The 19351-nt window shown below is 63.0% G+C and carries 17 protein-coding genes; 8 read left to right on the top strand and 9 right to left on the bottom strand.

Annotated features, from left to right (window positions below; translation table 11 throughout):
• Positions 1 to 6: 6 nt before the first annotated feature.
• The 4 genes from PspR32_RS08775 to PspR32_RS08760 form a co-directional block, all read right to left on the bottom strand.
• Positions 7 to 774 carry an SDR family NAD(P)-dependent oxidoreductase gene (locus PspR32_RS08775; protein ID WP_010224330.1) on the bottom strand — a complete coding sequence of 256 codons (768 nt, stop codon included), beginning with the start codon at positions 772 to 774 and terminating at the stop codon, positions 7 to 9.
• A 12-nt stretch (positions 775 to 786) separates the two neighbouring features.
• Positions 787 to 2439 carry an AMP-binding protein gene (locus tag PspR32_RS08770; RefSeq protein WP_159388321.1) on the bottom strand — a complete coding sequence of 551 codons (1653 nt, stop codon included), beginning with the start codon at positions 2437 to 2439 and terminating at the stop codon, positions 787 to 789.
• Between the two features lie 158 nt (positions 2440 to 2597).
• Entirely contained in the window at positions 2598 to 3629 is a 1032-nt protein-coding gene (locus PspR32_RS08765; protein WP_100782969.1) for an AraC family transcriptional regulator, read from the bottom strand.
• A 73-nt stretch (positions 3630 to 3702) separates the two neighbouring features.
• A complete protein-coding gene (locus tag PspR32_RS08760) occupies positions 3703 to 4566 on the bottom strand; it encodes a LysR substrate-binding domain-containing protein (protein ID WP_036994439.1) in 864 nt (287 codons plus the stop codon).
• A 112-nt stretch (positions 4567 to 4678) separates the two neighbouring features.
• Here PspR32_RS08760 and PspR32_RS08755 point away from each other — a divergent pair, with 112 nt between their 5' ends.
• Together PspR32_RS08755 and phnX are read left to right on the top strand one after the other, a co-directional pair.
• The gene (locus PspR32_RS08755) at positions 4679 to 5785 is read left to right on the top strand and encodes a 2-aminoethylphosphonate--pyruvate transaminase (protein WP_100782968.1); all 1107 of its coding nucleotides are present in this window, start codon (positions 4679 to 4681) and stop codon (positions 5783 to 5785) included.
• Positions 5786 to 5841: 56 nt separating this feature from the next.
• Entirely contained in the window at positions 5842 to 6669 is an 828-nt protein-coding gene (gene phnX, locus PspR32_RS08750) for a phosphonoacetaldehyde hydrolase (RefSeq protein WP_100782967.1), read from the top strand.
• Between the two features lie 65 nt (positions 6670 to 6734).
• On the opposite strand, the gene PspR32_RS08745 is transcribed toward phnX, so the two are convergent.
• Positions 6735 to 7289 (bottom strand): NADPH-dependent FMN reductase, encoded by a 555-nt coding sequence (locus PspR32_RS08745; protein WP_010224342.1) that lies wholly within the window; start codon positions 7287 to 7289, stop codon positions 6735 to 6737.
• Between the two features lie 150 nt (positions 7290 to 7439).
• On the opposite strand from PspR32_RS08745, the gene PspR32_RS08740 reads away from it, so the two are divergent.
• The gene (locus PspR32_RS08740; protein ID WP_010224343.1) at positions 7440 to 7658 is read left to right on the top strand and encodes a hypothetical protein; all 219 of its coding nucleotides are present in this window, start codon (positions 7440 to 7442) and stop codon (positions 7656 to 7658) included.
• 6 nt (positions 7659 to 7664) lie between these two features.
• Here the strand turns inward: PspR32_RS08740 and PspR32_RS08735 are convergent, their stop codons facing one another.
• The 4 genes from PspR32_RS08735 to PspR32_RS08720 all read right to left on the bottom strand — a co-directional run bounded on the left by PspR32_RS08735 (position 7665) and on the right by PspR32_RS08720 (position 12089).
• A complete protein-coding gene (locus PspR32_RS08735; RefSeq protein WP_010224344.1) occupies positions 7665 to 9920 on the bottom strand; it encodes an Orn/Lys/Arg decarboxylase N-terminal domain-containing protein in 2256 nt (751 codons plus the stop codon).
• Between the two features lie 78 nt (positions 9921 to 9998).
• Positions 9999 to 10796, bottom strand: a complete 798-nt coding sequence (gene dnaQ, locus PspR32_RS08730) for a DNA polymerase III subunit epsilon (protein WP_081492822.1) — start codon at positions 10794 to 10796, stop codon at positions 9999 to 10001.
• 37 nt (positions 10797 to 10833) lie between these two features.
• Complete coding sequence (rnhA, locus tag PspR32_RS08725; RefSeq protein ID WP_010224348.1) at positions 10834 to 11280, bottom strand: ribonuclease HI; 447 nt, start codon at positions 11278 to 11280, stop codon at positions 10834 to 10836.
• A 50-nt stretch (positions 11281 to 11330) separates the two neighbouring features.
• On the bottom strand, positions 11331 to 12089 hold the full coding sequence (locus PspR32_RS08720) for a class I SAM-dependent methyltransferase (RefSeq protein ID WP_010224350.1): 759 nt from the start codon (positions 12087 to 12089) through the stop codon (positions 11331 to 11333).
• 79 nt (positions 12090 to 12168) lie between these two features.
• Here PspR32_RS08720 and gloB point away from each other — a divergent pair, with 79 nt between their 5' ends.
• The 5 genes from gloB to PspR32_RS08695 all read left to right on the top strand — a co-directional run bounded on the left by gloB (position 12169) and on the right by PspR32_RS08695 (position 19350).
• Positions 12169 to 12948, top strand: coding sequence for a hydroxyacylglutathione hydrolase (gene gloB / locus PspR32_RS08715; protein WP_010224352.1), 780 nt, complete (start codon positions 12169 to 12171; stop codon positions 12946 to 12948).
• Between the two features lie 99 nt (positions 12949 to 13047).
• Entirely contained in the window at positions 13048 to 14469 is a 1422-nt protein-coding gene (locus PspR32_RS08710; RefSeq protein WP_010224354.1) for a transglycosylase SLT domain-containing protein, read from the top strand.
• A 126-nt stretch (positions 14470 to 14595) separates the two neighbouring features.
• Complete coding sequence (locus PspR32_RS08705) at positions 14596 to 16425, top strand: extracellular solute-binding protein (RefSeq protein WP_050990027.1); 1830 nt, start codon at positions 14596 to 14598, stop codon at positions 16423 to 16425.
• The gene (locus PspR32_RS08700) at positions 16422 to 18275 is read left to right on the top strand and encodes an extracellular solute-binding protein (protein WP_026001399.1); all 1854 of its coding nucleotides are present in this window, start codon (positions 16422 to 16424) and stop codon (positions 18273 to 18275) included. The genes PspR32_RS08705 and PspR32_RS08700 overlap by 4 nt, the downstream gene beginning before the upstream one ends.
• A gap of 1 nt (position 18276) precedes the next feature.
• Positions 18277 to 19350, top strand: coding sequence for a microcin C ABC transporter permease YejB (locus PspR32_RS08695; RefSeq protein WP_010224360.1), 1074 nt, complete (start codon positions 18277 to 18279; stop codon positions 19348 to 19350).
• Position 19351: the final 1 nt, after the last annotated feature.

Genomic DNA, 19351 nt, shown 5'->3' with positions numbered 1-19351 from the left:
CGAAAATTATTTGGCAGCCATGCGCAAGGCGCCGTCGAGACGGATCACCTCACCGTTGAGCATGCTGTTTTCAATGATGTGGCGGGCCAGCGCGGCGTATTCCTGCGGGCGGCCCAAGCGTGGCGGGAACGGTACTCCGGCGGCCAGCGAGTCGCGTACTTCCTGGGTCATGCCGGCCATCATCGGGGTTTCGAAAATGCCCGGGGCGATGGTCATCACACGGATGCCGAAGCGTGCCAGTTCACGGGCGGCGGGCAAGGTCAGGCTGGCGATCGCACCCTTGGAGGCGGCGTAGGCGGCCTGGCCGATCTGGCCGTCATAAGCGGCGATCGACGCGGTATTGATGATCACCCCGCGCTCACCGTCGGCGCCCGCCTCGCCTTCGGCCATGGCCGCAGCGGCCAGGCGCAAGAGGTTGAAGCTGCCGATCAGGTTGACGTTGATCACCCGGCTGAAGCTGTCCAGGCCATGGGGGCCGTTCTTGCCCAGAACCTTTTCGGCGCCAACGATACCGGCGCAATTGATCAGGCCATGGAGACTGCCGAAGGCGGCAACGGCGGCATCGACCGCGGCCTTGGCGGCGGCCTCCTGACTGATATCGGCAACTGCAAAGCGTGCCTTGGTGCCCAGCGCCTGGGCCTTGGCAGCGACCGCCTCGGCATTGAGGTCGACCAGCATCACCTGGGCTCCGGCCTCGATGAGCATCTGTGCGGTGGCGGCGCCCAGGCCGGAGGCTGCGCCGCTGACGATGAAGTTCTTGTTGGCAATCTGCATGATGGTCGTTCCTCAGGCGCTGACGGTCGAAGCCTGCGCGGCTTGTTGTTTGGCAATTTCCTGGTTACGCAGGATGAAACGCTGCAGCTTGCCGCTCGGGGTCTTGGGCAGTTCGCTGACGAATTCGATTTCCCGTGGATAGGCGTGGGCGTACAGGCGCTGGCGGACATGCTGTTTCAGCGCCTCGGCCAGTTCCTCGCAGGGCTGTGTGCCGCTGGCCAGCACCACGAAGGCCTTGATCAGTTCGGTACGTTCCGGGTCGGGCTTGCCGACCACCGCGGCCTCGATCACCGCCGGGTGTTCGATCAGCGCGCTCTCGACATCGAACGGGCCGACCCGGTAGCCGGAGGTGGTGATCACGTCGTCACTGCGACCGACAAAGCTGATGCTGCCATCGCTATTGAGCTCGACGGTGTCGCCGCTCAAGTAGTACTTGCCGACGAAGGCCTTGGTCGGCAAACCGTGGTAGCCGTTAAACCAGCACAGCGGCGACTGCTCGCGATCCACGGCGAGAATCCCCGGTTGCCCTGCCGGCAGTTCACGGTGCTGCTCATCGAGCACGACGATGCGGTGGCCGGGAATGGCGAAGCCGGCCGAGCCCAGGTGCACCGGGTGCTCCAGGCCATGGTGGTTGCACAGCACCATGCCCAGCTCGGTCTGCCCGTAATGGTCGTGGATGGTCACCCGCAACTCATCGGCAAACCAGCGGATCACTTCCGGGTTGAGCGGCTCGCCGGCGCTGCTGACCACCCGCAAGCGGCCCTTGATCGGCGTGCTGAACGCGCGGCCGGCAGCGATCAGCAGGCGATAGGCGGTGGGCGAGCCTGCCAGGTTGCTGATGGCGTACTTGTTGATGACCCGGCAGGTGCTTTCGACACTGAACGGCCCATCGAAAAAGGTCGTGGCGTGCCCCAGCGCCAGGGGCCCGGTCACCGCGTAGTAAAGCCCGTAGGCCCAGCCCGGATCGGCGAGGTTCCAGAAATTGTCCTCAGGGCGCAGGTCGATGGCGTCACGCATGTAGCCCTGGAAGGCAACGATCGCCCGCAGCGGCACTTCCAGCGGCTTGGCCGGGCCGGTAGTGCCGGAGGTGAACATCAGCAGGAACGGCGCATCTGCACCGAGCAGCACCGGCGGGCAATGATCATCGGCTGCTGCCAGCGCCGTGTGAAAGTCGATATCGCTGGCGTCGTCGGCGGCACCAACACAGATGATCGTCGGGCAGTCATGGACCTCGTCGAGCTTGCTGCGATTGAGCGGCTCGGTGACCACCACCTTGGCCCCGGACTGTTCCAGCCGGTGCTCGATAGCCTTGGGGCCAAAAGCAGTGAACAGCGGTTGGTAGACTGCGCCCAAGCGCCAGGTCGCCAACACGGTGATCAGCAACTCGACCGTACGCGGCATCAAGCCGGCAACCCGGTCGCCGGCGCCTACACCCTGGGCCCTGAGCACATTGGCCAGGCGCGCAGCAGCTTGCTGCAGTTGCTCGAAGCTGTACTGGGCGCTGCTACCCTCGCGGCCTTCGCAGTTCAGTGCAATACGATTGCCGCCAACATGCCGGTCGCAGCACTCGACGCAGGCATTGAGCGCTTCAAGGCTGCCTTGCAGGGCGGCCGCAGCGGTTTGCGGGTAGTTGAATCCTTGCGCCGCGGCACGGTAATCACGCATCGCCAGACTCCTCGTTTTTTATTGTTGGAATAAAACGATTGATCTGAAGATAGTCGCGCCAGAGCCGTTACGGGACAATGGCCAAAGCTGTCAATCTGGATGACTGGTTTGGCCTCAAGGATTGCGTGGACCGTTTGCCGACGTTGCCGCAGCCGCGATCATCGCGCCGGTGGATGGGCTTCACCCTGCCCGATCAGCGTCCGATAGTGGCCGGGGTTGCAGCCATACCATTTGCGAAACGCCTTGTAGAATGAGCTGCTGTCGGCGAACCCCAGACGCTCGGCAATCTCGGCGAAGCTCACCTGCGCCTCTGCCAGCCAGGCAATCGACAGCTCTTTGCGCACACTGTCCTTGAGGCCCTGATAGGTCGTGCCTTCTTCGGCCAGACGGCGACGCAGGGTCGAGGCCGATATGCACAGCTGCTGGGCCTGGGTTTCGGTTTCCGGCCACTCGCCGGCGGGTAGCTGGCGCAGCGTTTCCTTGATCCGTCGCGCGAGGCTGGCCGGGTCACGGTACTTGACCAGAATGTTGGCCGGCGCCTCGGCCAGAAAGCGCTGCAACTCTTCCGGCGTACGTTTGAGCGGCAGGTCCAGGCAATCGGCCGCGAAGATCATCCGCGTACGCGGGCGGCCGAACTGCAGGTTCTCCGAAAACATTACCCGGTAGTCATCGCAAAATGGCGGTTCAGCGCAACGCAGCTCGATGGCCAGGATCGGAATGCGCCGCCCGGCCAGCCAGCAAGCAACCCCATGGACAATCATCCAGAAAGTGAAATAAGTGAAGGCCCGGCGCGGCTCATCCAGCGGCTCGCCGACGACGATTTCCGCCAGGCTCTGCTGGCGTACCAGGACCGGCTGCAGGTGCTCGAGCATCAGCCCGAGAAACGCCAGGGCGCTCTCCAGCGCGGCGCCCAGGGTTGGCTGGGCCATGGAAGAACGGCACAGGAAGGCCAGGCTGCCGGTGCGCAGGCCGCGCGGGTCCATGCAAAAGAATTCATCGTGGCAACGGCGAGCGAGCAAGCGCCAGAGCTGCGCGTAGGCACTGGCCGGCACCCGTGCGTCAGCTTCGTGCAGTTGCCCGGGATCGATCCCCACGCGGCCGAGCAAGGCCTGGCTGGGTGCACCCGGGGCATAACTCTGCAGCAGCGCTTCACGCACCAGTTGCATGGAGATGGTGTCTTTCTCCGTCATCAGCAGTATTTCGCCTTGCCTGTGTTATTTGATCGCCATCTTAGGAGCCTGCCGGGAAAAAACCAGCCCTGGCTCAGCGTACCGGAGCCAGGTTAAGAAAAGCCTGGATCAGGCGCAGTTCGCGGCGCCGCTGCAAGCAGCCGATCATGTGCTGGTTGACCAGCCCCGATCCGGCGATGGGCCGTGCCACCACCCGCGGGTCATGGCTGATTTCCGCCGAAGACACGATGCCGATGCCAAGCTGCGCAGCCACGGCTTCAGTCACTGCTTCACGGCTATCGAGCTCCAGCAGGACCCGCGGCTGAACACCGGCCTCACTGCAGGCCTGATCGAAGGTGCGGCGGGTGATCGAGCTGGGTTCGCGCAGCACCATGATCTGTGCGTCCAGTTCCCTCAACTGCAGCTCACCTGTACTGCCCGCCCAAACGTGCCCGGCCGGTAGCAAAGCGCAGATCCGTGAATCACCGAGGCTTTGCAGGTACAGGCCCTTGCGCGGTTCGACTTCGGTCAGGACCGCCACATCGGCATGCTCGCAGAGCAGCGCTGCCAGGGTTTCCTGGGCGTTGCCCAGGCGCAGGTTGACGGTGATGCCCGGGTAAGCCTCACGCAACTGCGCCAGCATCGGCATGACCCGGTGCGGGCCATCGGCCGCCACTTCCAGGCGCCCGGTGAGCAACTGCCGGTTGGCCTCAAGCATCACCTGCGCTTCTTCGGCCAAACCGAACATGGCGCGGGTAATCGCCGCCAGGCGAATGCCTTCCTCGGTCAGCTCGACCCGCCGGGCGGTGCGACGCAGCAAGGTGATCTGGTAATGCTCCTCCAGGGCTTTGATATGCCCGGTCACCGCTGGCTGGCTGATGAACAAGCGGTTGGCGGCGCGGGTAAAACTGCCCTCACGGGCCACGGCGTCGAAAGCGCGGAGCTGGAACAGGTTCATATCTATCGGCCTGACTTATGGCTGGCATAACAACAAACAATTTGATTGATAGCTCACGGAATTGCAACTTAGGCCCCATAGATTCAGCCCACCGCTTGTGAGGATTACCGGAATGAGTAACGCCCCTCTCCTGCTGACCCCCGGCCCCCTGACCACCTCAGCCCGCACCCGCCAAGCGATGATGGTCGACTGGGGCTCATGGGACCGCGACTTCAACCAGCTGACCGCCAGCCTCTGCGAGCAACTGCTGGCCATCGTCAACGGCGCCGACAGCCACCACTGCGTGCCCCTGCAAGGCAGCGGCACCTTTGCCGTGGAGGCCGCCATCGGCACCCTGGTGCCTCGCGATGGCAAGGTCCTGGTGCTGATCAACGGCGCCTACGGCCAACGCCTGGCGAAGATCTGCAAGGTCCTGGGGCGTGCCTGCAGCACTTTCGAAACCGCCGAAGACCAGCCGACCACCGCCGCCGACGTCGATCGCCTGCTGGCCGCCGACAGCAGCATTACCCACGTGGCGCTGATTCACTGCGAAACCAGCACTGGCATTCTCAACCCACTGGCGCAGATCGCCGAGGTCATCGCCCGCCACGGCAAGCGTCTGATCATCGACGCCATGAGCTCGTTCGGCGCCTTGCCGATCGATGCCCGCCACGTGCCGTTCGACGCCTTGATCGCCGCGTCGGGCAAATGCCTGGAAGGTGTGCCCGGGATGGGCTTCGTGTTTGCCAACAAACAGTCGCTGGCCGCCGCCGAAGGCAACTCGCCGTCGCTGGCCATGGACCTGCAGGACCAGCATGCCTACATGGCCAAGACCGGCCAATGGCGCTTCACCCCGCCCACCCACGTGGTAGCGGCGCTGCACGAGGCCTTGCTGCAATACACCGAAGAAGGCGGCCTGCCCGCCCGCCATCAACGCTATGCCAGCAACTGCAAGACGCTGCTCGACGGCATGGCCGCGATCGGCTTGCGCAGCTTCCTGCCGGCTGAGATCCAGGCGCCGATCATTGTCACCTTCCATGCCCCGCAGGATCCGCGCTACCAGTTCAAGGACTTCTACGAGCGGGTCAAGGCCAAGGGCTTCATCCTTTACCCAGGCAAGCTGACCCAGGTCGAGACCTTCCGCGTCGGTTGCATCGGCTGCGTCGGTCCGCAGGGCATGCAGGCTGCGGTCAATGCCATCGCCCACGTCCTGCAGGAAATGGAAGTGCTGGACATCTGACACCACGAATTCCTTTTACCTGACCAGCGCCACCACCCGCTCAAGGAACCCTGAACATGAACTACAGCAATCCGACCCACCTGCAAGCCGCGATTCTCGACTGGGCCGGTACCGTGGTCGACTTTGGCTCCTTCGCCCCGACGCAGATCTTCGTCGAGGCCTTCGCCGAGTTCGACGTCGAAGTGTCCATTGAGGAAGCCCGTGGCCCGATGGGCATGGGCAAGTGGGACCACATCCGCACCTTGTGCGACCAGCCGCAAATCGCCGAGCGCTATCGCAAGGTGTTTGGCCGCACCCCGAGCGATGCCGACGTCACCGCCATTTATGAACGCTTCATGCCGCTGCAGATCGAGAAGATCGCCGTGCACTCGGCACTGATTCCCGGTGCCCTCGACACCCTGACCGGGCTGCGCCAGGACGGCCTGAAGATCGGCTCGTGCTCGGGCTACCCGAAAGTGGTGATGGACAAGGTGGTGGCGTTGGCGGCGCAGAACGGTTATGTGGCCGATTACGTGGTGGCCACCGACGAAACCCCGAACGGCCGCCCGTGGCCGGCCCAGGCCTTGGCCAACGTGATTGCCCTGGGGATCGATGACGTCGCCGCCTGTGTCAAGGTCGACGACACCGTGCCAGGCATCCTCGAAGGTCGTCGTGCCGGCATGTGGACGGTAGCGCTGGTGTGCTCGGGCAACGCTCTGGGCCTGACTTACGAAGGCTACCGCGCTCTGGCCTCGGACACGCTCGAACGCGAACGCAAGCGCATTCATGCCCTGTTCGAAAGCTCGCGCCCGCACTACCTGATCGACACCATCAACGAGTTGCCGCAAGTGATTGCTGATATCAACAAGCGCCTGGCACGAGGCGAGATGCCGCAGGCGGTGTAAAACCACCCTCGCGGTGCAAGCCCGCTCCTACAGGCAGGAGCGGGCTTGCACCGCGATTAGCTGCCTCACTTCTGATGCCGCTCGACCCACACGGCAAATTTGTCGATAAAGGCCTGCAAGAACGGCCGGGTCTTCTCCGACAGTTTGCCGTGCTCATCGAACAGCGTTGCCGCCCCTGCGATATACGCCTCCGGCTGCTGCATACACGGCACATCGAGGAACACCAGCGACTGGCGCAGATGATGGTTGGCGCCGAAGCCGCCCACCGCACCGGGCGACACACTGATCACCGCCCCCGGCTTGCCGTTCCAGGCGCTCTGGCCATAGGGCCGCGAGCCCACATCGATGGCGTTCTTCAACACCCCCGGCACCGATCGGTTGTATTCCGGGGTGACGAACAGTACCGCATCACTGCTGCGAATCTGCTCGCGAAAGGTCTTGTAGGCCTGGGGCGGATTGGCATCGATATCCTCGTTGTACAAGGCCAGCTCGCCGATTTCGACACTGTGCAGTTTGAGGTTGGACGGCGCGAGCTCCGCCAGCGCACGGGCGACCTTGCGGTTGAGGGACTCCTTGCGCAAGCTGCCGACGACAACGGCGACTGAATACACCTGGCTCATGGCAATTTCCTGACGTGAAGAAGAAAGGGAGTTGTAGGTATAGATGATCCCGCCGGGGTCTGAAGTTTTTTTCCGTTCGGGCAAAACTTACCAGGCAAAACAGTGGTCTATGCCTGACAGATCCCTATTTCTTCAGAGGTTGCACGGTAAATGACAGCAGTACTGGTCGGACAGTTTCATGCACGGGACGCAGAGGGCCGCATCTATCCCGTTCATGAGTTCCAGGAAGCCACCCTGCAGGCCGACGGTAGTGGCGCAGCCCTGCCGGTTACCACCTATAAGCTGGCAATCGGCGACCGGGTCAATCATCTGGGTGAGGATCGCTTCGAGCTGGTGCAAAGCGGCGTGGAAATCATCCGCATTCCCTGACCGTGCTCACACCTTGATGCAATCGACGGTATAGATCCGCCCCTGCGCAGTCGTTTCGTGCTGCAACCCATGCACATCGGCGACAAAGCCGGGAAAGCCGCTGTCGAAGGCGGCGGCAAACGCCAGGTAATCGATGATCGAGCGGGTCGCCTCGGTAAACCGCTCCCCCGGCATGATCAACGGAATTCCCGGCGGATAGGGCACCAGCATGACTGCGGCGATGCGCCCGAGCAACTGCCCGATCGGCACCGCCTCGACCTCCCCGCGCACCATCCGGTCATAGGCATCGGCGGGTTTGATCACCACTTCCGGCAAGCGGGTAAACAGGCGCTTGAGCTGCTTGGCGATGGCATTGCTGCGGTAGCAGGCGTGCAGTTGGTCGCACAGGTCCCGCAGGCCCAGGCCCTGATAGCGCAGCGGATCGAGCTGAGCGATGCACGGCAGGCTTTCGACCAGGCTGGTATTGGCGTCGTAGTTGCGCTTGAACTCGAGCAACTCGGTCAGCAGCGTGCTCCATTTGCCCTTGGTGATGCCCATCGAGAACAGCACCAGAAAGGTATACAACCCGGTCTTCTCCACCACCAGGCCGCGCTCCCAGAGAAACTTGCTGACCACTGCCGCTGGAATGCCGTGTTCGCTCAAGGCTCCGCCGGCGCTGAGCCCCGGCATCACCAGGGTGACCTTGATCGGGTCGAGCAGCACGTAATCATCACTGACATCGCCAAAGCCATGCCAGTCGGCCTGCGGCTGCAACAGCCAGTCCTCGGTCGCTACCCGGCGTACGCCCTCCTCCAGCGGCGGCTGCCAGATGCTGAACCACCAGTCGTCCTTGTCCATATGCTCGCGCAGTTTGGCCATGGCCCGGCGAAAGCTCAGCGCCTCATCAAACATTTCCTGTAGCAGGGAGCGCCCGGCCGGGCCTTCCATCATCGCCGAAGACACATCCAGCGAGGCAAGGATGCTGTACTGCGGCGAGGTGGAGATATGCATCATGAAGGCTTCGTTGAAGCGGTCGCGGTCCAGCTGCCGGGCGCCACCGTCCTGCACATGAATCATCGACGCCTGGCTGAAGGCTGCCAACAGCTTATGGGTGGAATGGGTGCTGAACACCAGCGGGCTGCCGGCACTGCGCGAAGTACCCATGGCGTAACGCCCGCGGAAGAATTCGTGGAACGCCGCGTAGGCGTACCAGGCCTCGTCAAAATGCAGCACCTCGACACTGTTGCCCAGTTCCTGCTTGATCAGTTCGGCGTTGTAGCACAGCCCGTCGTAAGTGGAGTTGGTCACCACCGCCAGCTTGACCTTGGCCGGCCGGCCCCGGGCCAGGGGGTTGGCCTGAATCTTGGCGTGGATCGACGCCGGGCTGAATTCACTCAGCGGGATTGGCCCGATGATGCCCAGCTCGTTGCGCTCCGGGCACAGGTACAAGGGGATGGCCCCGGTCATGATGATCGCGTGCACCACCGATTTGTGACAGTTGCGGTCGACCAGCACCAGGTCATCACGGCCGACCATCGAATGCCAGACGATCTTGTTGGCCGTCGAGGTACCGTTGATCACGAAGAAGGTATGGTCAGCGCCAAAGTTTTTTGCCGCGCGGGCCTCGGCGGCGGCCAGGGGGCCGGTGTGGTCGAGCAGCGAACCGAGCTCGGGCACCGACACCGACAAATCCGAACGCAGGGTATTTTCCCCGAAGAACTGATGGAAGGCCTGGCCGACCGGACTTTTGCGGTAGGCCACGCCACCGCCATGACCGGGCGTATGCCATGAATAATTCGATTGCGCGGTGTGTTGCACCAGGGCCTTGAAGAACGGTGGCAGCAGTCCATCCAGGTAGCTGTGCGCCGCCCGTGCCACTTGCCGGGCGAGAAACGGCACGGTGTCTTCGAACAGGTAAAGAATGCCGCGCAGCTGGTTCAGCTCGCTCATCACATCGGCGGGGGCGTTTTCCAGCGTCACCTGCTCGCCAAGGGCGAAGATCGGCAAGTGCGGGGCACGCACCCGGGCCAAGCGAATCAGATCGACCATGTTCTGCAGCAAATGGGTGTTTTCGCCTGCGCCTTCGGCGGCAACCAGCATGCAGGCAAGGCCATGGTGGGTCGAGGCGACCAGACGAGCTTCGGCGTAGTCGATCGCCGGCAGGATGGTGAGACCGTCCTGGGCCAGCTCCTGGGCAATACCGCGGACACGCTCGCCGGCGACCGTATCGGCCTTGATGTCGCGATGCACGATCAGGACGGGAAACTTGAGGTCCTTGTACATGGGCGGGCGCTTCCTCCGAGTGACAGCTGCGTCAACTCAGGGTAGAAGGTCGCCAGCGCCTCTGCGCGGCAAATTGCCTCAGTTTGCGTCGGCCAGTTGCTGCCACAGTGCCGGGCCACCGGCGGACTTGGCAATCGCCTCCAGGCGAGCCATGTGCAGCTCGAGCTCTTGCTCGCTGGCGCGGATGATCCGCCCTGGCTGTCGGCTGGCGGGCAGGCGGCGGATCTCGCTGGCGCGGTTGTCTTGCCCCTCCTCCTCGCCGTCGGCACCGTGCCCGGCCAGCGACAGGCTGGTCTGGCCACCGGTCATGTTCAGGTAGACGTCGGCCAGCAGCTCCGAGTCGAGCAGCGCGCCGTGCAGCTCACGGCCGGAGTTGTCGACGCCGTAGCGCTTGCACAGGGCATCAAGGCTGTTGCGCTGGCCCGGATGCCGGGATCGGGCCAGCATCAGGGTGTCGAGAATGGTGCAGTGCTGGGTGATATCGGCGCGGTCGCGCTGACCGAGCAAGGCGAACTCGTTGTTGATGAAGCCAACGTCGAACGCCGCGTTGTGGATGATCAGCTGGGCGCCCTGGATGAACTCGAAGAATTCATCGGCGACCTCGGCGAAACGCGGCTTGTCGAGCAGGAAGGAATCGGTGATGCCGTGGACGCCGATGGCGCCTTCATCGCTCTCACGGTCCGGTTGCAGGTAGACGTGGAAGTGTCGCCCGGTCAAGCGTCGGCCCATCAGCTCGACACCACCGATCTCGATGATTCGGTGGCCGTCGGTGACCGGCATGCCGGTGGTTTCGGTGTCGAGGACGACCGACCTGTTGTTCTGAATCTCCACGCCGGGGGTCTCCTGCCGCGTACAGTCTGGTGAAAAGCCGGCCATTCTACCTCAGCTCAAGGGTGAGTGGCGGCCGCTGTGCTCAACGCAGACTACGGACCTCGTCAACGCCGCGGTTGGCCAACTGGTCGGCGCGCTCGTTGCCATGATGGCCGACGTGCCCGCGCACCCACTTCCAGGTGACCTTGTGCCGGCCCACCTGCTCATCGAGCAATTGCCAGAGGTCGGCGTTCTTCACCGGCTCTTTGGAGGCGGTCTTCCAGCCACGCTTCTTCCAGTTGACCATCCACTCGGTGATGCCTTTCATCACGTACTGGGAGTCGGTCACCAGCAGCACTTCGCATTCACGCTTGAGCGCTTCCAGGCCCTTGATCGCGGCCATCAATTCCATGCGGTTATTGGTGGTGTCGCGCTCGCCGCCCCACAGTTCCTTCTCGACGCCCTTGCAGACCATCAGCACACCCCAGCCACCCGGGCCAGGGTTACCCTTGCAGGCGCCATCGGTAAAGATCTCGACGCTATCGCTCATTTACAGCCTTTTCATCAATGATTTGACCCCGTGCCCTTGGGGCCCGGAACTCAGGGTTCGGAATGGCGCCGGTTGACCTTGGCCATCGGCAGCGGCAGCAGCTTGCCCATCGGTTCGCGGCGCTCCAGACGCAGGGGTCGCAACCCCACCACCATCTTGCGCGCCACCAGCAGGTAGACGCCGCCACCGGCACTCTGCCAGCCACCGGCAACCCGCTCCCAGCCGGCCAGGCGCTGTTGCCAGGCGGGGGATGCGAGCGGCGGACGATAGCACCCGAAGCGGCGTTTCTCCAGCGCGAAGCCCAGCAGGTTGAGCCAGTCGCCGACCCTTGAGGGGGAAATGCAGCGCGCCTTGCGCAGGGCATCATGGGCAAACACCCGACGCATGCCCCAACTGCTCCAGGGGTTGATACCGACGATCAGCAGATGGCCGCCCGGACGCACACTGCTGGCGGCCTCGCGCAACAGGCCATGGGGCGACAGGCTGAAGTCCAGGCCGTGCTGCAGCACCACAACGTCGGCGGCGTGCTCGCTCAGTGGCCAGGCCTGTTCTTCACAGACGATCTCGACCCCCGGCAGCGGCGCGCCCAAGCGCACGTTGCGCTGCACCTGCGGGGCTTTGGGCGGCGCTTCGGCGCAGGGGCCGTAGTGCACCAGGTAACCACCGAAGTAACGCCCCAGCTCCTCTTCGAGCAGGCGTTGTTCCTCCTTGAGCATGAGTTGCCCGAGGGGGCCGGCGAACCAGTCGCGGGCCTGGCTGATCAGCTCCAGCCACTGCGGATCGGCCTGGGCGAAGGCTTGATCGGTCATTGCAGTCTCCCTTGAAGGTTCTCGACAGCGCACATAGCTACTAAGATGCACCCATGTCCACCGTTTGGCGAATCGCACCATGATACAGATCGATGCCCTGCCCGCTTTCAACGATAACTACATCTGGTTGTTACAAGATTCTGCCAGCCAGCGGTGCGCGGTGGTCGATCCGGGCGATGCGGCACCGGTACTGGCCTGGCTTGAACGCCATCCCGGCTGGCACCTGAGCGATATCCTCATCACCCACCACCATCACGACCATGTCGGTGGCGTCGAGCAGCTCAAGGCGCGGACCGGCGCGACCGTCTACGGCCCCGCCCAGGAACGCATTCCCGGTCGTGACCAGGCCCTGGACGACAACGCCAGCGTGCGCGTTCTGGGCCTAGATTTCCAGGTCATCGCCGTCCCCGGACACACCCTGGGACACATTGCCTATTATTGCCAGCAAACAGCCACGCCCGTGCTGTTCTGTGGCGATACCTTGTTCGCCGCTGGATGCGGGCGCCTGTTCGAAGGCACACCGGAGCAAATGCACCATTCCCTGCAGCGCCTGGCCGCCCTGCCCGCCGAAACCCTGGTGTACTGCACCCACGAATATACCTTGAGCAACCTGCGCTTCGCCCAGGCCGTCGAGCCTGAAAACCCGCACATTGCCCAACGCTTCGCCGACGTTACCGAGCTAAGATCACAAGATCGCATCACGTTGCCTTCAACCCTGGCCCTGGAAAAGCTCACCAACCCCTTTCTGCGGACCTCCGTAACATCCGTTAAAGAAAAACTAGACGAACGGAATGGCCCGATAAACCCCACGCCAAGTGCTGTTTTTGCTGGGTTGCGCGCTTGGAAAGATCGGTTCTAAACAGCCGCTGTTGGTGACGGAAAGTTCTGAAAGGTTGACCGTTGAGGGGCCGCTTTCTAGAATCCCCCGACATTTTTGCCCGGAACTTTGTCCCAGCCAATGTCGTCCACTAGCCGCAGAACCTTCAATTCCGTCGCCCTGACGCGCCTGGCCCAAGCCAGTGCGCTGGCCCTGGCCGCCACCCTTGTGGGCTGCCAGAGCACCCGTCAAGTCGACGAATCCGACAGCGTTCGCGCGCACAACTACCAGGCTCGGGCCAAGCAGAAACCGCTGATCGTACCGGTCAAACCGGTGGAGCAAGCGCCTCAGGACGTCTGGGAACGCATGCGCCAGGGCTTCGTGCTGCAGGACGGCGTTGCAGTCAACCCACGCATCGAACAGCAACGCCTGTGGTTTGCCAGCAACCCCTCGTTCCTGGAAAACGCCGGCGACCGCGGCAGCCTGTACATCCATTACATCGTCGAACGCCTCGAAGAGCGCAACATGCCGCTGGAGCTGGCCCTGCTGCCAGCGATCGAAAGCGCCTACAACCCAATGGCCTATTCACGGGCCCATGCGGTAGGCCTGTGGCAGTTCATCCCATCCACCGGGCGTTACTTCAACCTGCGCCAGACCCGTTTCTACGATGGCCGCCGCGACATCACCGCCTCGACCAACGCCGCGCTGGACTACCTGACCCGTCTGCACGACATGTTCAACGGCGACTGGCTGCTGGCCCTGGCGGCCTACAACGCCGGCGAAGGCACCGTCAGCCGCGCCATCGAGCGCAACGAGAAGCTCGGCCTGCCGACTGACTACTGGAACCTGCCGCTGCCGCAGGAAACCCGCGACTACGTGCCCAAGCTGCTGGCCCTGTCGCAGGTGGTGATGACACCGCAGGCCTATGGCGTCAACCTTAACCCGATTGCCAACGAACCGTACTTCGAAGCGGTCGCGATCAAGGACCGCCTCGATCTGTCACGTGTCGCCGCCCTGGCCGAAATCGACGAAGACGAGCTGTTCCAGCTCAACCCGGCCTTCAAGAAGCGCATGACTGTCGACGGCCCGCAGCAGTTGCTGGTGCCGACCGCCAAGGCACAGCTGCTGACCGCCTCGCTGTCGAACATGAAGCCTGAAGAGCTACTGACCCTGCAGCCGAAAAAAGCCGTGTTCGAAGCTGCCATGGCCGAAGCCGCACCGCGCACCAGCACGACCCGCAACAGCCGCTACCGGGTCAAGCGTGGCGACAACCTGGCCAGCATCGCCAAGGCCAACAAGGTCAGCGTCAAAGACCTGCAGCGCTGGAACAAGCTCTCCGGCCAACGCCTGAAGACCGGCCAGACCCTGGTGATGCAGAGTACCCAGCCGGCTGGCGCAAAGAACCAGAAAAAATCCACCCAGTACAAGGTGCGCAAAGGCGACTCGCTGTACCTGGTGGCCAAGCGCTTCAACGTCGAGATGCAGCACCTCAAGCGCTGGAATCCACGCAGCGGCCACGCCCTCAAGCCGGGCCAGACCCTGACCGTCTACCTCAATCATTGAGGCCCGCGCTCCGGTCACTGACCGGAGCGCCCTGCAGCGCCCCATGCGGCACTCTTTTTCCAGTCGATACAAGCTGTTACTGTAGCCGGAATAAAGCCCAAGCCGCCTGGATCGGATCTCGACTTGATACGTCCCCTCCTGTTGCTGTCACTCAGCCTGGCCTTGAGCTTTCCCGCGGGCGCAACAATCAGCGAAAGCCACGGTTACGCCCAGTTCGGCACGCTCAAGTATCCAGCCAAATTCACCCACTTCGACTGGGTCAATCCGCAAGCGCCCAAGGGCGGTACCTTGCGGGCCATGGCATTTGGCACCTTCGACACCCTCAACCCCTATACCTTCAAGGGCTCAAGCCCGGTCACCACGCCGAACTTCTTGCAGTACGGGGTGAGCGAGCTGAACGAAACCCTGATGGTCGGCACCGGCCAGTACGACCCCTCCGGTGATGAGCCCACGTCCAGCTATGGCCTGATCGCAGGCTCGGTCGAGTACAGCGAAGACCGCAGCTGGGTGGTGTTCAACCTGCGTCCCGAGGCGCGCTTTCACGACGGCAAGCCGATAACCGCCAGCGACGTGGCGTTCTCCTACCGCACCCTGCTCAAGGAAGGTCACCCGATCTACCGGACCAACCTGCAGGAAGTAAAGCGCGTCGACATTCTCAACCCGCGACGTATCCGCTTCGTCTTCAAGCGCGCAGGCAACCCGCTGCTGATCCTGCGCCTGGGCGAGATGCCGGTGCTGCCGGCGCACTACTGGAAGGGCCGCGACTTCAAGGCCACCACCTTCGAGCCGCCGCTAGGCAGCGGCCCGTACCGCATCACCCAGGTCCAGCCTGGGCGGCGCCTGGTGTTCGAGCGGGTGAAGGATTACTGGGGCAAGGACCTGGCGGTCAACCGCGGCAAGTACAACGTCGACCGCGTCGAATTCGAGTTCTACCGTGACAGCGCAGTGGCCTTCGAAGCCTTCAAGGCCGGCGAGTTCGACATCTACATCGAGCACCAGGCGAAGAACTGGGCCAACGGCTACAACTTCCCGGCGGTGCGCCGCGGCGACGTGATCAAGGCGCAGATCCCGCACAAGATCCCGACCCAGACCCAAGGCCTGTTCATGAACAGCCGCCGCGCGACCTTCAGCGATGTGCGGGTGCGCCAGGCGCTGGGGTTGATGCTCGACTTCGAATGGACCAACCGCACCCTGTTCAGCAGTGCCTACCAACGTGCCAGCAGCTATTACCCCAACAGCGAGCTCGCCGCCAGCGGCCTGCCGGTGGGCAAGGAATGGCTACTGCTGGCGCCCTACCGCAAGCAATTGCCGGCGGCGCTGTTCACCGAGCCGTACAAGGTCAGCCACACCGACGGCCGCGGTATCAACCGCCAGACCCTGCGCCAGGCCCTTGACCTGCTCGGCCAGGCCGGCTGGAAGCTCAACGGCCAGCGCCTGCTCAACAGCGCCGGGCAACCCTTGAAGCTGGAGCTGCTGCTGGTCAATCCGAACCTTGAACGGATCCTGCAACCTTATGTCGAAAATCTTGCCAGCATTGGCGTCGAAGCACGCTTGCGCACAGTAGACCGGGCCCAGTACAAACAACGCCTGGACCAGTTCGATTTCGACATGATCCTGATGACCCTGAACCAGACCCTGAGCCCGGGCCTTGAACAATGGCTGTACTTCCATTCAAGCCAGGCCTCGACCAAGGGCAGCAAGAACTATGCTGGCGTGAAAGACCCGGTGGTCGATCACCTGCTCGACACCCTGCTGGCCGCCCAGAGCCGTGAGGACCAGGTGACTGCGGCACGCGCCCTGGACCGGGTATTGCTGTGGCAGTACTACATGATTCCCAACTGGTATCTCGACAACCACCGCCTGGCCTACCGCAATCGCTTTGCCTTTGTGGCCACGCCGCCCTACACCCTGGGGCTCAACAGCTGGTGGATCAAGCCTTCGGAGAAAGCCCAATGATGCCAATGTCCCGCCTGCGCCTGAAGGCCTGCGCACTGCTGCTGGCCTGCCTCGGCAGCCAGGCACTGGCTGCACCGCAACACGCCCTGACCCTCTACGATGAAGCGCCGAAGTATCCGGCAAATTTCAAGCACTTCGACTACGTCAACCCCGACGCGCCCAAGGGCGGCACCTTCCGCCAGGCCGGTTTCGGCGGCTTTGACAGCCTCAACCCGTTCATCAACAAGGGCGTAGCGGCCGACGACATCGGCCTGATCTACGACACCCTGATGACCCAGAGCCTGGATGAGCCTTTCACCGAGTACGGCCTGGTCGCCGGCAAGATCGAGAAAGCCCCGGACAACAGCTGGGTGCGCTTCTACCTGCGCCCCGAGGCACGTTTTCATGACGGCCAGCCGATCCAGGCCGACGACGTGGTGTTCACCTTCAACACCTTGATCAAGCATGGCGCACCGCTGTACCGCGGCTACTACGCCGATGTCGCCGAAGTGATCGCCGAAGACCCGCAGCGGGTGCTGTTCAAGTTCAAGCACAGCAATAATCGCGAACTGCCACTGATCCTCGGCCAGTTGCCGGTATTGCCCAAGCACTGGTGGGAAAACCGCGAATTCACCAAGGGCAACCTGGAAATCCCCCTGGGCAGCGGCCCGTACAAGGTCGCCGAGGTCAAGCCGGGGCGCTCGGTCCGCTATGAGCGGGTCAAGGACTACTGGGGCAAGGACCTGGCGGTCAACCGCGGCTTCTACAACTTCGACGAGATGACCATCGACTACTACCGCGACAGTGCGGTCACCCTCGAAGCACTCAAGGCCGGCCAGTTCGACTACCGCCTGGAAACCGCAGCCAAGAGCTGGGCCACTGCCTATGACGTGCCAGCAGTGCGGCACAAGCGCCTGATCCTCGAAGAGCTGCCCAACGGCAACCCGACCGGCATGCAGGGCTTTGTCTACAACATCCGCCGCCCGCTGTTCCAGGATATCCGGGTGCGTGAAGCACTGAGCCTGCTGCTGGACTTCGAATGGACCAACAAGCAGCTGTTCAACGGTGCCTACACCCGCACCGGCAGCTACTTCGAGAACTCCGACATGGCCGCCCGCGGCTTGCCCGACGCCGCTGAACTGAAGATTCTCGAACCGCTGCGCGGCAAGATTCCCGATCAGGTGTTCACCCAGGCCTTCGCCAACCCGGTCACCGATGGCAGCGGCATGATCCGCGAACAACAGCGCAAGGCCTACAAGCTGCTGCAGGAAGCCGGCTGGCGCATTGTCGACGACAAGATGGTCGACGCCCAGGGCAAGCCGGTATCCATCGAATTCCTCCTGGCACAGACAGAATTCGAGCGCATCCTGCTACCGTTCAAGCGCAACCTGGCGGACCTGGGTATCGACCTGGTGATTCGCCGGGTCGATGTCTCGCAATACATCAACCGCCTGCGCTCGCGGGATTTCGACATGATCGTCGGCGGCTACCCGCAGTCCAACTCCCCGGGTAACGAGCAACGCGAGTTCTGGCAGAGCGCCGCCGCCGACAATCCCGGCAGCCGCAACTTCATCGGCCTGAAGGACCCGGCCATCGACACCCTGGTAGAGCAGCTGATCAACGCCGATTCGCGACAGAGCCTGATCGAGCACTCGCGCGCCCTGGACCGGGTGCTGCAATGGGGCTACTACGTGATCCCCAACTGGCACATCAAGACCTGGCGCGTGGCCTACTGGAACCACATCGGCCACCCCAAGGTTTCGCCCAAGTACGACATCGGTATCAACACCTGGTGGATCAAGCCCGATGTCGAGCCGGTGGTGCCGCTGAACCCGGCGCCCGAAGCGCAAGCGGCCGAAGGGGCGAAATAGCATGCTGGCCTATATCTTTCGCCGTTTGCTGCTGATCATCCCGACCCTGCTGGGCATCCTGATCATCAACTTCATCATCATCCAGGCCGCCCCGGGCGGCCCGGTGGAGCAGATGATCGCCAAGCTCGAAGGCTTCGAGGGCGCCACCAGCCGCATCGCCGGTGGCGGCGCCGAAGTTTCGGTGGCCGGCTCCAACTACCGCGGTGCCCAGGGCCTGGACCCGGCCTTGATCAAGGAAATCGAGCAGATGTACGGCTTCGACAAGCCGGCGCCGGAACGCTTGTGGATCATGATCAAGAACTACGCCCACCTGGATTTTGGCGACAGCTTCTTCCGTGACGCCAAGGTCATCGACCTGATCATCGAGAAAATGCCGGTATCGATCTCCCTGGGGCTATGGAGCACGCTGATCATGTACCTGGTGTCGATCCCCCTGGGGATCGCCAAGGCCACCCGTCACGGCAGCCACTTCGATGTCTGGACCAGCTCGGCGATCATCATCGGCTACGCCATCCCGGCGTTTCTGTTCGCCATCCTGCTGATCGTGCTGTTCGCCGGTGGCAGCTACCTGGACTGGTTCCCGTTGCGCGGCCTGACGTCGAACAACTTCGATGAGCTGAGCACCACCGGCAAGCTGCTCGACTACTTCTGGCACCTGGCGCTGCCAGTCACTGCGCTGGTGATCGGCAACTTCGCAACCATGACCCTGCTGACCAAAAACAGCTTCCTCGACGAGATCAACAAGCAGTACGTGGTCACCGCCAAGGCCAAGGGCCTGAGCCCCAACCGCGTGCTCTACGGTCATGTGTTCCGCAATGCCATGCTGCTGGTGATCGCCGGTTTTCCCTCGGCGTTCATCGGTATCTTCTTCACCGGCTCCTTGCTGATCGAAGTGATCTTCTCCCTCGACGGCCTGGGCCTGATGAGTTTCGAGGCAGCGATCAACCGCGACTACCCGGTGGTCTTCGGCACCCTGTTCATCTTCACCCTGCTCGGGCTGGTGGTGAAGCTGATCGGCGACCTGACCTACACCCTGGTCGACCCACGCATCGACTTCGACAGCCGGGAGCACTGAG

This window comes from Pseudomonas sp. R32, from assembly GCF_009866705.1.
GTDB lineage: Bacteria > Pseudomonadota > Gammaproteobacteria > Pseudomonadales > Pseudomonadaceae > Aquipseudomonas > Aquipseudomonas donghuensis.
This window is presented reverse-complemented; position numbering and strand designations above follow the sequence as displayed.

Bases quoted from the DNA above. Each gene is read 5' to 3' on its own strand.
- PspR32_RS08755 (WP_100782968.1), top strand. From the start codon at position 4,679: ATGAGTAACGCCCCTCTCCTGCTGACCCCCGGCCCCCTGACCACCTCA.
- PspR32_RS08735 (WP_010224344.1), bottom strand. From the start codon at position 9,920: ATGTACAAGGACCTCAAGTTTCCCGTCCTGATCGTGCATCGCGACATC.
- PspR32_RS08740 (WP_010224343.1), top strand. From the start codon at position 7,440: ATGACAGCAGTACTGGTCGGACAGTTTCATGCACGGGACGCAGAGGGC.
- PspR32_RS08760 (WP_036994439.1), bottom strand. From the start codon at position 4,566: ATGAACCTGTTCCAGCTCCGCGCTTTCGACGCCGTGGCCCGTGAGGGC.
- PspR32_RS08720 (WP_010224350.1), bottom strand. From the start codon at position 12,089: ATGACCGATCAAGCCTTCGCCCAGGCCGATCCGCAGTGGCTGGAGCTG.
- rnhA (WP_010224348.1), bottom strand. From the start codon at position 11,280: ATGAGCGATAGCGTCGAGATCTTTACCGATGGCGCCTGCAAGGGTAAC.
- dnaQ (WP_081492822.1), bottom strand. From the start codon at position 10,796: ATGGCCGGCTTTTCACCAGACTGTACGCGGCAGGAGACCCCCGGCGTG.
- phnX (WP_100782967.1), top strand. From the start codon at position 5,842: ATGAACTACAGCAATCCGACCCACCTGCAAGCCGCGATTCTCGACTGG.
- PspR32_RS08770 (WP_159388321.1), bottom strand. From the start codon at position 2,439: ATGCGTGATTACCGTGCCGCGGCGCAAGGATTCAACTACCCGCAAACC.
- PspR32_RS08745 (WP_010224342.1), bottom strand. From the start codon at position 7,289: ATGAGCCAGGTGTATTCAGTCGCCGTTGTCGTCGGCAGCTTGCGCAAG.
- PspR32_RS08775 (WP_010224330.1), bottom strand. From the start codon at position 774: ATGCAGATTGCCAACAAGAACTTCATCGTCAGCGGCGCAGCCTCCGGC.
- PspR32_RS08700 (WP_026001399.1), top strand. From the start codon at position 16,422: ATGATGCCAATGTCCCGCCTGCGCCTGAAGGCCTGCGCACTGCTGCTG.
- PspR32_RS08695 (WP_010224360.1), top strand. From the start codon at position 18,277: ATGCTGGCCTATATCTTTCGCCGTTTGCTGCTGATCATCCCGACCCTG.
- gloB (WP_010224352.1), top strand. From the start codon at position 12,169: ATGATACAGATCGATGCCCTGCCCGCTTTCAACGATAACTACATCTGG.
- PspR32_RS08710 (WP_010224354.1), top strand. From the start codon at position 13,048: ATGTCGTCCACTAGCCGCAGAACCTTCAATTCCGTCGCCCTGACGCGC.
- PspR32_RS08765 (WP_100782969.1), bottom strand. From the start codon at position 3,629: ATGACGGAGAAAGACACCATCTCCATGCAACTGGTGCGTGAAGCGCTG.